General features: G+C 45.8%; 6 protein-coding genes. All 6 read right to left on the reverse strand.

Features of this window, described 5'->3' with window-relative positions; genetic code table 11:
• The 6 genes from JJ941_RS05925 to JJ941_RS05950 all read right to left on the reverse strand — a co-directional run bounded on the left by JJ941_RS05925 (window position 1) and on the right by JJ941_RS05950 (window position 13,236).
• Window positions 1-2,367 (reverse strand): alpha-amylase family glycosyl hydrolase, encoded by a 2,367-nt coding sequence (locus tag JJ941_RS05925; RefSeq protein ID WP_290962798.1) that lies wholly within the window; start codon window positions 2,365-2,367, stop codon window positions 1-3.
• A 12-nt stretch (window positions 2,368-2,379) separates the two neighbouring features.
• The gene (locus JJ941_RS05930; protein ID WP_290962800.1) at window positions 2,380-5,271 is read right to left on the reverse strand and encodes an alpha-amylase family glycosyl hydrolase; all 2,892 of its coding nucleotides are present in this window, start codon (window positions 5,269-5,271) and stop codon (window positions 2,380-2,382) included.
• Window positions 5,272-5,281: 10 nt separating this feature from the next.
• Window positions 5,282-6,295 (reverse strand): LacI family DNA-binding transcriptional regulator, encoded by a 1,014-nt coding sequence (locus tag JJ941_RS05935; RefSeq protein ID WP_290962801.1) that lies wholly within the window; start codon window positions 6,293-6,295, stop codon window positions 5,282-5,284.
• Between the two features lie 78 nt (window positions 6,296-6,373).
• Entirely contained in the window at window positions 6,374-8,509 is a 2,136-nt protein-coding gene (locus tag JJ941_RS05940) for a T9SS type A sorting domain-containing protein (RefSeq protein ID WP_290962804.1), read from the reverse strand.
• Window positions 8,510-8,557: 48 nt separating this feature from the next.
• The gene (locus JJ941_RS05945) at window positions 8,558-9,583 is read right to left on the reverse strand and encodes a PorV/PorQ family protein (protein WP_290962806.1); all 1,026 of its coding nucleotides are present in this window, start codon (window positions 9,581-9,583) and stop codon (window positions 8,558-8,560) included.
• Between the two features lie 14 nt (window positions 9,584-9,597).
• Window positions 9,598-13,236: a hypothetical protein gene (locus JJ941_RS05950; RefSeq protein ID WP_290962809.1), complete on the reverse strand. Its 3,639-nt coding sequence runs from the start codon at window positions 13,234-13,236 to the stop codon at window positions 9,598-9,600.
• Window positions 13,237-13,263 lie beyond the last annotated feature (27 nt).

Consider the following 13,263-nt stretch of genomic DNA (forward strand, 5'->3'; position numbering starts at 1 on the left):
TTATAGAGTTAGTATTTCAAAACTGTTTGATGGCAGGGTTACTTTGAGCACCCCATCCTCTATTACAAAATCGTTACCGAATTGGGCTTCCAGATTTGAGTAATCAAATTCATCCCGTAAAAGCACCTCTACTATTTGCTGCTGATCCGATTTATTGAAAGCTGCGATTACCTGCTCCTCGAAGTACGCTCTGGAGTAGGCTAATGTATTTTCCGTAACGGTATGGAATCGAAAGTCGCCATATGTCAGGGTCATTTCAGTGTTACGAAGGTCGGTTAACGTGCTGTACACGCTCCGGTTCCTGAGTTCCTGTGAGCTGAGCTCGTCTTCCTCAAATTCCATCCATCGGCGGTTATCCGGGTCGTTGGCTCCGGGCTGACCGTATTCATCGCCCTGGTACGTCACCGGAATTCCCGGAATGGTTTGGTTAAAGGCATGAAACATGCTCAAACGGTCGTAGGCAAAAGCCTGAGGATCTTCAATTTCCCGGGTCCAGCCTGCCAGTTTACCGTCTTCACTCCAGCTTACTTCCCCACTGGTTAGGGTGATAAACCGGGTTTTGTCGTGATTGCCGGAGATATAGCCCATCAGGTTGTGGTAACCGTAATAGTTAAAACTTTCCTGTAGTTGCGTTTCCAGTCCTTCAAAAGAGTTACCCTGCCCGAAGGTATTCAGTCCGGCATCATACAAACTGAAATCAAACTGAGCATCCAGCATCCCGGAGTTGATGTAACTTGCAATCAGCTCACGACTTCCATAAGTCTCTCCAATCTGGAAAATTTGTCTTCCGGTAGGTATTGTTACAGAATCTTTGATCTTACGGGTGAGCGTTCTCCAGAATTCCAGCTGAATATGCTTGGTGGCATCGTGGCGGAATCCATCCAGCTCAAAATCTTTAACCCAATAAAGTGCAGAATCCGTCATCGTTTCAATGACTTCTTCCCGGGAAAAGTCCAGTGTGGGCATGAAGGTATCGAACCAGGTGGTGAGTCTCTGCTCGTCCCAAAGCTCCGTATTCAGCCGTCCGTCAGGCAAATAAAGCTCGGTTGCCCAATCCGGGTTTCGCTGATATACAGGATGAAGTTCATGCACGTGATTGGCTACATAATCAAGAATCACATTCATCCCGTTTTGGTGGGCTACATCCAGCAGCTCCCTGAATTCCTCTTCCGTACCAAAACGGTCGTCCACTTTGGATGATGACACCGGCCAGTAGCCATGATACCCGGAGAAAGTTGTTGTCACCCCTCCTTTATCCCACAGTCCATAGGCATCTTCCGGATTCTGGGTGATGGGAGAAAGCCACAGCGTATTCACTCCGATATCCTGGAAATATCCGCTTTGGATAGTTTGAGTGATTCCCGCAAAATCACCCCCGTAATAATTGGCTTTAGGGTGAATTTGAGGATCATCCACTTTTCGGGTATTCGCAGGATTACCGTCTTTAAAGCGGTCAATCAACACGAAATACATATTCCAGTTGTGGTTATCGTGGCGAGTGAGTTCTCCGGTATCCCGTATCACCTTTCCGTAGCTCAGTGGAATTAATACATCATTAGAAAGCCGGCCGTTTTCGTAAGTCCAGGCCCGGATATGAGACCGCTCCATCCTTTGAGCATTAGCCGGGATCTCAAAACTGAGAATGTTGTCTTTGTAGCGTGTTTCCAGCTGGAAATTTTCCCAGAATATAATCGTGTTTTCTGTGGCCGGAGTTTTGAGATAAACTACCGGCTCAGAGTGGTCGTAAGTTTCCAGCATGGGCTTCTCAGCCTCCACATCACCAACAGTCAGAACGGAGTTCGTTCCTCCCATACCGTTGCTTACGGTATTAGGATTAGCAGGATCCGGTGTTTCCTTTCCATCCAGCATCAGGATGTATTGATAAACTCCTTCATTCACCAGCATCGTGGTTTTCCAGATACCGTTCTCTTTTGTAAAAGGGGCAGCAGCCGGATTCCAGTTATTCATTTCACCTTTTAACTGAACCGTTTCATACTGCTTTCCTTCCGGGTCAAAGGTGATGGTAACTTCCTGCTTGTTCGACTTTTTGAGGAGGATATCGTACCCATAGCCATCCACCCAAAAAGTCATAACGCCCAGGGGATTGTCTAACGAACCTGATAAAACCACCTCTTCTCTGTCCTGAGACAACACTGCAGACAGTGAAGCCGGCACAACAACTGAATCGATGAGTGAGGGAGAAATAAAGTAATCGGCTGTTATGATGGTGGTTTTATCAAATTCGAGACTAATGGGGGAAGCCTGCCCGATGATCTGTGAGTCTTTCGGTGCATCTATGTAAGAAGAACACCCCATTGCCCATAAGGCTAATGCTGCTATTGTAAACTTTAAAATCTTATTCATCATGGACACCTGATATTATTTGACCAGCATCATTTTTTGTGTGAAAACCTCATCCCCTGCCTGCAAACGATAGATATACATCCCGCTGCCTAAATTATCTGCATTAAAACTCACAGAATAAGAACCGGCGGCTTTTCTTCCGTTCACGAGCTCTGTCACCTTTCTTCCCAAAACGTCAAATACTTCCAGCTTTACCACTCCCGTTTTGGCTACATCAAAGGCAATAGTGGTAGTTGGGTTGAAGGGATTCGGGTAATTCTGTTTGAGCCGAAAGGAATCCGGCAGATCATTCCCGGATGCGGTTTCAGCAGATGTCAGCAATCCTTCCTCGGGAGTTTCAAACTGACTGGTGGTATAAATCCTGAACTCGCCAGGAGTAAGCGTAAACGTCATATTCGGATCCCCTACGGTAATGGAAGTCCCCTCAAAGAAGTTATACCACTCACCCGATGCCGGAAAAGTCACCTCTGCATCGGCTTCAGTAACTCCAAAATTCCCGACTACTAAAGCATCCGAATCCTCATGCTGCAGAACATATATTTTAATGGCTTCACTAAGTTTATATGAAGAAGCATCAGGATTGGTAAACACCGGACTGCTTTTTCTGAGGTTGATCAACGAACTCCAGGTTTTATATACCTTCAGTCGCTCATTATCGTCATAATAATTCCACCGGATGGGTTTCTCGCTTACTCTTCCCGGATCACTGGCCAGGCAATCCCCATTAGATCCCCCACCTGGTTTCAGGCATTCATCTTCGCCCCATCCATAGCCGAGTTCACCGAATTGCCACATCATTTTTGGCCCAGGCATCGGGAAGAAAAAAGCACCCACCAGCTTTTGGCGAGCCAGTGCGGTTCCTAAATCTTTGATGTCATAATTACCGGATGAATTTCCGAATTTCTTCTTTTTCAGCATCAGCCACTGTTCATCATGGCTTTCCATATACCCGACAAGGTGCCGTTGCTGGAAAGTGCTTCTGGATTCAGAAAGCACCCCAAACAAATTGGACTTACCATTCTCATTGTACCCCATGGAGGCTTCCCCGTAGGCAAAATTCATATTGCCCCAAAGCATCACCCCTTTGCCTTCATGAACCCGGTAGTTGGCCCACTCTTTCTCTTCGTTTTCGGTTCCCAGATGCTCAAAAATCACTATAAAATCAGGATCGGCCGCCCATTGATAGTCGGCGTATTTTTTTAACAGGTCAACCCGATCTTGTTGGTAAGCACTTGTACATGAACCATTACTTTCGGTACAGTTTTGAGTAAAGCCTTTGGTCAAATCCCATCGGAATCCATCAATCTTATACTCATTGATCCAGTGCTCAATCATCCGTTTTGTGTAGTACTGAGTCGCAGAATACGAATGATCAAAATCGTTGAATACATTAGATGCGTGTCGAGGCTGTGAGTTGAAATAATACTCATCATCATTGCCATAAAGCTGATAAAGCGGATTTGCACCGGTGGCATGATTCATTACCACATCCAGAATAACGGCCATGTCTCTTTTGTGGGCTTCATCCACAAACTTTTTAAAAGCAGTTGGTGTACCGTAAAATTTATCGAGGGCCAGGTGATGGTTGGGGTTATATCCCCAGCTCAGGTTTCCGTCAAATTCACTGACGGGCATCAGCTCAATGGCGTTCACTCCCAGGTTTTCGAGGTAATCAAGCGTGTCAGTTAACGTCTGGAAGTTTTTTGTTGAAAGAAAATCTCGGACCAACAATTCGTAAATCACCAGCTCGGTTTTCTTCGGCCGCTGATAATCGGTTGCCTCCCATTGGTATTCATCTCTTCCCGGCTGAAGAACGGTTACCCATCCCTGGGTTTTATCTGACGGGTAAGCTAAAAGGTTGGGAAAGGTTGATTCCGGAATATACTGGTCATTAAACGGGTCGAGCACCAATTCAGAATAGGGATCCGAAATCCGCAGTTCGCCATCAACAAGGTACTGCATACCGTATTCCTCACCGGGCGTTAATCCGGTAATTTCAATCCAGTGCCATACGCTGTCGGGATTCAGTGAATCTTTTTTCATGAGGAAGTCCTCATTCACTTTCCACTCGTTGAAATTCCCAAGCACAAACACGTAATCTTTGCCTGGGGCAAATAAAGAAAGCGTAGCTGAGGTACCGTCCTGACTGTAAGAAATCCCATCCTGAAGTCCCTGAGGACGATCGGCTTTTTCCGGGCTCACATCCGGTAAATAGGCAAAAGTGACCGAATCAGTCCGTGTAGCACCCGATTCGGTAACGGCTACCAGTTTAATAGTGTTTTCCCCTACCGTTAGTGAAGCAGTGGATAGATCCGTAATTGAAAATAACTGCCGATCGGTATCATAATTTCCGGCAAAAGAACTTACTGAGTTTCCATTCACAATAAATTCCGAAGCATTCAGGTCAATGGGATCGCTATCGGTTGAGGCAACGGTTGCCCAGATCTCATCCTCTTCGCCCACAATTTGGTTATTGGAAGGCTGAAGCTGAAAAATAAGCGGAGTTGTTACTTCGATGAATGAGTCATTGTTATTGCCGATAGCAATATCGTTTAGCGGATCGGTAAACCACTGCCATTCCGAGCCGCTGGCGTTGTACTGCTCATGAAATTTATAAGCATATCCTGATTGGCCCTCATAAGTTGAGGTGCCACCGCCAACCGTCAGGCTAATGGTTTTATACCAAAACCCGTTGGCCTGATCTTCTTGCATTAAGGAACCGTCGGTTGTACTAATCCGGCCACTGCTGTTGTTCCCCCAGTTATTAAACTCACCGGGCACGAAAGCCCTCACGGCATCATCGTTGGAATAATATCGGAAGGTGACGTCAATGGTATTTTGTGCTACAGATATACTTTGAGTTAACAAAAAGACGAGCAGTAGTGATATTGACTTCAAGTACTTCATGGAGCTTAGGTTAAGCGTCAATTTTCTTTCCGTTTACTTCGGTGGAAGTTCGGGTAATTAATTCCGGCGTATAAATGGTTTGGGAGATAGCCTTATCCGGTTTATTCATCCGTTCAATAAGGTTTTGAGTGGCAAAAAAGCCCATATCTCTCATAGGCTGACGAATGGTGGAAAGGCCCATATACTCAGCCAGTTCAATATCATCGTAGCCGATTATGGGAATTTGTTTGCCGGTATCCTGCATGGCTTTCAGTGCACCCACGGCCTGAATATCTGAGGCGCAAAAACAGGCTTCCGGCATCGGATCCATCGTCAGAATTTTAATCATGGCCTCATAGCCTGCCCGTTCGGTAAAACCGTCCCGATACATGGTATCTCCGGTAATCACCAGATTTTTGTCAAAGGCAATTCCAAATTCGTCCAGGGCTTTTTTGTATCCAACGATACGATCCTTAATAGGCTGAGAAGTCTCCAGAGCCGAAAGCATGGCAACTCTCTCATACCCCTTTTTAAACAAGCTTTTTGCAGCCCTGTAGGCACCCTGGGCATTATCAACACTCACAGAATCGAATCCCTCATAGTGTTCATCCACGAGGGTGATGGGTACATTATACTTCTGGAGTTTGCTCCAGTCTTTATCGTTCAGGTGAATGGAAATAAAGAGATACCCTTCTGCCCATCTGCGTTTAAGAACGTGCTCTACCTGCTCCTGAATATCTTTATTCGGGGAAATGTTAAAGATGCTGAGTTCGTAGTTTTCTTCACTCAGCTTATCCTGAATCCCTCCCAGTACTTCCATAAAGAAGTAGTTCGAGATAACCGGCACCACAATCATCACCGTATTATTCTTACGGCTGGCGAGTCCCTGTGCAAATGCCTGCGGGTGATACCCCATTTCGTCTGCAACAGCCAGAACTTTCTTCTTGGCTTTGTCAGATACGTTGGCGCTGTTATTGAATACACGGGAAACCGTGGCAATACTAACACCTGCTTTTTTTGCGATATCGTATATAGTTGCTGGCAAATCGAGTGTGTTTTTGAGAAAAACGCAGGCACCGGTCAAAGTACCTGCGAATAAAAGACTTATTATCGAGTAATCAATCTACTTGATTAACATCATTTTCTTGTTCTGGGTAAATGTACCTGCCTCAATTCGGTAGAGATACATTCCAGATGCAAGTTTAGACGCATCGAACTGAACCGTATGCTGTCCGGCAGTCATGCGACCATTTACTAATTGAGCTACTTGCTGTCCAAGAATATTGTAAACCGTCAACGTAACCTGAGTTGCAGATGGCAACGTGAAGTTAATGTTCGTTGTCGGGTTGAATGGGTTTGGATAGTTCTGGCTCAGTGAGAATTCTTCCGGTGTAGTAGTGATATCTTCGTTTTCGTTAGAAACAACTACATCGTTATCACCTTTACCACCACGTCGTACTACAACGGGTCCTTCGGTAGTAGCAAGGATGTATTCGTCATACAAATCATCATAAACTGAATCTCCGCGAACGAATCCACCAAACACTACTTCTACTTTAGAACCGCCGATACGAACATTGTGGTCAGCTCCGAAGCCAGCTTCGTTGTCATATCCGTTGATACCTAATTTAAAGGCACCTACACGGGCATCTCCGGCTACAAAAGACTTGGTTAACGTCCACAGAGAGTCTCCGGCAACTGCGTCGTTACCTTCTCCGCTGTCATTAAACTTCAGGTCTTCAGCTCCACCAAGAACAGGTCCCCAGTCTTCCCATCCACCGGCTAACAGAGGTCCGTTACCGGAAAGGAAATTAATGGTTGAATCCTGTCCACCACCGGCTTGAACATCAGCAGGAAGTGCTGAACTATCTGCAAGGTGGTAGTAAGCTGCACGAAGATCTACCTCAAATACAACATCGGTATCTTCAGAGAATACATCGTTAGGTGTAATTCCATCGAAGTAAGGGATATTACCATCAGGAGCGTTCTGAGCCAGGTATCGGCCTTCAAACAATCCTTCTTCAGTCACAGTGATCATTTTGTTATCACCACTTTCCCATGTCACAGATTCATCATCATTCACAATAGTGAATTTATATGCGTAGGTACTTGGGATCGGTTTATCAGTACTGAAAGTAACAGAACCTTCATAGATACCTTCTGTCTGTGACTCGGTTAGGTTATAAACTCCAGCACTCCAGTCAGCTTCGAATGCACCAGTTACAGAAACGGATTCAGTTTGTGGGTCGAAGTTTCCGTTTAGCTCCTGAATTGACATATCTACCTGGAAGAATAACTCAACTTCACCAAAAGTAGCGTTGTTTAAGTCATCATAATCAAACTCAGGCTCTTCAGCTCCGAGGGTAGAATCCATACTTACCGTAAATGTGCGGTTGTCGCCTCGACTTTCATAACCACCATTAATTCTACCAGAATTAGAGTAGATGTGGAATTTGTAGGCGTAATCGCCCGGTGACAGAATGAGAGCTTTGGTATAAATACCATCTTCATCACTGTCTGTTAAAGTATCAGCAGCAGTATCCCAGGCGCTCATTGAACCAGGGATGGTAACAAAATCTTCGCCCGGAACGAATGCAGCGGAGTCGATGATATCGTTCATATCAGCCTGGAATGTAATTTCATAGCCAAATGTGTGCATTCCAAGATCAGAAAAGTCGTTCTCATCTTTTACAATCCATTCTGAAGATGCAGCATCGGTGCCAAAAGATGCTAAAGCAGTAGTGTTACCACTAAATACGTTAGACTTTCGTACCAGGGTGTGATTTTGTGTACCGTTTGATACACCGGCAACATCCCAACCACTTCCGGGATCATTGTCAGGGTCACCAAACACATCTATAATTGTTGTGTCTGTTCCTGAAATATGGATGACAGCACGTGCATCGTCTCCATTATGATGAACCACACTTGGAAAACTTAATACCTCGTTTGCCATGCTTGTGTCATATAGTGCAGAATCGATTGAGCTGTTTGCCAGAACATATGTTTGATATGGTGCAAGACTTGCTCCTGTTGGAAATGTATGATAATACTCCCAACCACCGCCGTTTACCGATTGTGCTATTTGATAGTCATCTAAGGTGAGTGTATCACCACTCGCATTAAATAACTCGAGCGCCTTGTTATTACTTGAGCCTTCTACGTACTCAGAAATAATAAGGGCGTCCTGCGCCTGTACATTTACAAACCCTAAAAGGGCGAAAAGTACAGCACTGAATAAGGTTGTAACCTTTTTCATAGTTGCTCCTATGTTTATTGTTATTGTTTCTGCGTGTGCAGTTTCTTATTAAAAATCTATTTGTAAGGTCCACAATATGGGATCTTCCAAATACTCATGGGTCATATAGGTCGCTCCAAAATTGGCGCCTATCCCGTTAAAATCATACTTCAGGCCAAATCCGGCGGTCAATCCCTGATCTTCTATCTGAGTGGAAAATAAACTTCGATATCCTCCCCTCAAAAACAGCAGGTCGTTGAACCCATATTCAACTCCCAGATCTATACTTTCAGAGTTGTCGCTGGGATGTTTGGCATCAATGGCTAACTCAACTTTATGGCTTTCAATATCAAGAGCATCCATGGCAACCCCTACTTTAAACAGCAGAGGCATTGGCCAGGAATCGGTACCGAGATACCCTTCCAGCCGGTCATTATTCCCATTGATACTTTCATCAATGTCGATGGCTTGCCTTAAATCATCACCCGACATCTTCATTTCATTTCCGAAATTAGTCATCGACATCCCAATTCTCAGGTTCTTGAAATTCGTGCGATAAAATACGCCGAGATCAACTGCAAAGCCGGTAGCCGACTCATTCCAGATTTTTTCCTGTACAAACTTGGTGTTGGCTCCGATGGAAAACTGATCAGTTATAAATCTTGAATAAGAAACAGCAACAGCCAGGTTAGTCGGGGTAAATACCTCTCCGGTTCCTTCCGGGATCTCAATGGTTCTCACCTCAATTTCACCATGATCGATGGCACGTACGGAAAGAGCAAAATTACCAAGATTCCCTCCATTTATAACTACCGAAGCATCCTGGATTTGAGAGTCAAGGAACCAGTTCATATTTGAAAATGTCACCGTGTTGTTTTCCAGCTGTGCCATGCCTGCCGGGTTCCAAAACATGGAGCTTCCGTCATCAGCAATGGCAACATAAGCACCCCCCATGGCCGTAGCCTTGGCGCCTGATGAAATACTTAAAAAAGCGGCGGCTGTAGTTCCAACTTTATCCTGTGCCTGCACATTCGCTGCTAAAACCACGCTGGTTACTAACAACAAACAGTACTTGACTGCCTTAACTATGTTCATTGTTTGACCTTTCATTATTTAATGAGTGCAATTTTTCCTGTTTTAGTACCAACGCCGGGAGCCTTCAGGTGATAGTAGTAGACTCCATAGGCTACATCAAGATTTTCTCTTGTTCGCAAATCCCAGTCAACATATCCGCGATCGATGGAAGCATCGTGCTGAAGTTCACGTACCAGTTCCCCCCGAACCGTGAAGATTCGTATCGTTGAACCCTCGGGTACATTCTGGAACTGAATTTTGCGCTCTCCTCGTCCGCTCGTAATGGTTGGCGGTAATTTTCCTTCCCAGCTGGCTGCGCTTACATATGGATTCGGTACCACCCGTACCTGATCGAGCCTGTCTTTGGCTGATTCATTATCCACGTTAGATGATTTAGTGGTGTACGAATAGGTATCGCCGGAACCAAACGACTTATACGTCTTGATTTCATAAATATCGCCGGCTTCAGGCAACTCTCCTGTTGGCACGCGCCCTTGTCCCAGCACTGTTTCATATACAATTCGGAATTCAAAAACCGGGCTCAGAGAATCACCAAAACTGTCGTAGATATAGACGAATTCACGATCGCCCAATCTTCCGTCCTGGGTGCCCTGCGTTTCATCGAAAGCAAATGGTACTTCTTCTCCGGTAACAGTATTAGTTACGGTGAAGTTGACATCCACAGCCGGAGTATTTCTGGCACTTGGTCCCGTACCATTCACCGTATCAAGGGAGGTTGCAACATTCTGATCAAAAAATTCAATTTCATAATCATATGGAGCTTCCAAAGCCGAAAACTGCCAAAACGGACTGTTACTCAACGTTCCATCACGAACCAGTACGTCAATTTTAAGGGAATCACCGTCAACCCATCCTGATTCATCCTGATTTATACGGGTTTCATCATTCTGGAAAGCCAGTCTCATGCCATCAAAGATATTTGATTCGGCATCCGAAAGCGGCACATCGGAAAGTATGATATCGCCATTGTTAACCACAGAATAGGTGGTTGCCGGGTAGGTATTTCCCGGGAAGCGTACTTCGTATTCTGCATTTTCTTTCAGGAATACCGGGTCCAGAACTTCCACAAATACATCACCGGTTGCAGTTCCCTGTGGATGACCTACATCACCTACAACAGAACCGGCCTGGTATCCCAAAACAGGAGTATTTGGCTCTACTTCCACTACGTTAATATCTGTTACCGTAGAACCGTCATCCCGAATAGTTACCGAGAAGTTATTCTCAGCGGGATAAAAATCAATACTTCCCCTATCGTATGCAGCCAATGCATAATAATAGGTTTGGCCGTTCACCACATTGGTATCAACAAAGGAATGCTTGAGGCCGGTATCATCCCCTAAATAGAAGGGTACACCACGTACACGATCGGCAAGATCAGGGTTGTACACATAGGTCGGGTCGTTCTGTCCGGTTGAGGTGTCTTCCGCTGCCTGCCACAATCCGTTAATACCATTATCCAGATCAAACTGTGCGATCGGCTCCAGCAGAGCATCATTTCCAAAGGCATCAGTAATTCTACCCGGATCCAGGAAGTTGGGGTCGGTACTTTTGAAGATTTTGTAGCCCTCAAAATCCTGTCCTAAAATCGGGTCAATACTTTCTTCTGCAATGCTATTCCAGTAGAGGGTAACTCGTTCATCGCCAACGGCCGCTTTAAGGGTTGGTTTTTCCGGCGGACGGGCAAAGTTGTAATTCCGGTTATAGATTTCCTGAATAGTCTGCACGTTGTTGGTGATGTTGGCAAGGTCTTCTCCAAATACCAAAGCAAGTGAAAAACGAATGGTTTCGCCCGGCTCGAGTCGGAAATACCCGGAGCTAAAGATAAAGTCACCATCTACACCACCAGCCTGTCTGTCTTCGTTAAGCTGGTTATTTGGAGTGAAGAAGCCCGGAGACATGGCATCCCAAACCTGGGAGTCTTCATTCAGACGTACAGCACCCGGAGGTGTGAAGTAATAGAAACTTGAAAGACCAACCTGATCGGTTTCGTCCACATCAAGGTTTTCGAAATTAGGTTCACCAACAGTGGGTACGCCATCTCCTTCACCGGCATCTCCCGTTCCGGAAACCCCATCAGCTCCTACATCATCGGTAAGCGGGTTCCAGTCAGAGTCGTTATCAATTCCGTCCGAACCGGACTCATCAATCATAGGGTTTAACAGACCATGGTTGATAGAATCTTGGCGGGTTGGGGTGCCGTTACCCACATCTTCGGCAAAACCGAGGTAATTTTTGTAATACAAGGCAGGAAGGAAGCGAATGCCACCGGTAATTTCCTGCTGACGTCGCTCAAAGTGCAGCAGCTGATCTTCGTCAATCAACCCATCCAGGTCATCGTCAATCAGATTCTTCTCGGTTACTGTAATCGTCTCGTTTCGGTTCTGAACTTCTTTAGTTACTTCTTCAAGGGTCATTCCCGGAGAAAGCTGATACTCAATACCCTGAGATGTTACCGTGGTGGTCCCACTTCCGAGGAATATAAATGAGCGTTCGCCTGTTTCTTGATCAATCAAAATAATAGGATCGCCTTCACTCAAAGTGCGGGGCTGAAAATCCTGGCTTTGAAATACGTTACCCTGCCCTGCAAGGGATGGATCTACATAAGGGAATCCGTCAATATTTAACTCATTGGGATCGCCATCACCATCGTTATCAATACCGTCTTCAGGGTCGCCGGGACTTTCCATAAAGGCGTACCCAACATATCCCACGTCGTTACCGTCATTGTTGGTTCCATCGGCATCCCATGAATAAACAATTCGGTTAGCCTGATCGAAGAAAGCCAGGTCATCCTGAGTATCCCCGGTACCGGAAACTGCACTTTCTCCGGCAGCTGTTCCCACTACCAGGCCAACAGAAACACGCGGATAGGTTGTGGTACTGGTGTTTGTCAATTCGTAGATATAAAACATGGCATCCTGAGCCAGGAACTGAGACCACTGGAGCCCACGCACGCTCATAGCAAGTCCCTGTCCATCCCGGGAAGGATCGGTACTGTCCGGCTCAAAGGGTGAAATTTCCCCTTGGTCAGCCAGGTCATTCATATACTTGTCATTGTGATCGTCGGTCCAGAAATACGTCTCGAAATCAGCATTTTGAATACCGCGGCCAAAGAAACCATTCCACTCCGGGCTTCCATCGGGAGCTATCCAGGTAGGCTGATCAGGCCAGCGATTCGGCCAGGTTGATTCATCCACGCTGATGGCCGGACGGTCGTTTTCACCATCATCATTGGCAAAACCTCCCATAGGCTCAAAACCCCAGAAACGGGTTTGGCCGGGACGAATACCCTGTCCTGCCCGTGGACCAAAGTTTGTAACAGAGTGCTGAACCAATGAATCCGCTTCTCCATCGCCGTTGGTATCAACCGGAATTTCCAATGAGATTACCGGAGATACATCACCGATGTAATTCACATCCGAACCGCGCGGCCACTGTCCTCGAATTTCACCCACGCCGCCTAACAGACCGGTATTGTGGAAGGTAATCCACACGCGATTACCATCCGATTCAGCACTTTTTCGGTACTCCCGGCTTGAGCGGTATTGTGGATCTTTAAGGAAGTCGGGCACATTTTGAGCGGTTGCATAATCCTGCGCAAAAAACAGGACCGCAAATAAAAAAACTAAGCTGGATGTAAATTTTTTCATGCTTTTTTGAGTATCAAACGAATGCAT

The organism is Gracilimonas sp. (assembly GCF_017641085.1).
Lineage (GTDB): Bacteria > Bacteroidota > Rhodothermia > Balneolales > Balneolaceae > Gracilimonas.

Coding starts and splice junctions, on each gene's coding strand:
- JJ941_RS05925 (WP_290962798.1), bottom strand. CDS start 2,367: ATGATGAATAAGATTTTAAAGTTTACAATAGCAGCATTAGCCTTATGG.
- JJ941_RS05930 (WP_290962800.1), bottom strand. CDS start 5,271: ATGAAGTACTTGAAGTCAATATCACTACTGCTCGTCTTTTTGTTAACT.
- JJ941_RS05940 (WP_290962804.1), bottom strand. CDS start 8,509: ATGAAAAAGGTTACAACCTTATTCAGTGCTGTACTTTTCGCCCTTTTA.
- JJ941_RS05945 (WP_290962806.1), bottom strand. CDS start 9,583: ATGAACATAGTTAAGGCAGTCAAGTACTGTTTGTTGTTAGTAACCAGC.
- JJ941_RS05950 (WP_290962809.1), bottom strand. CDS start 13,236: ATGAAAAAATTTACATCCAGCTTAGTTTTTTTATTTGCGGTCCTGTTT.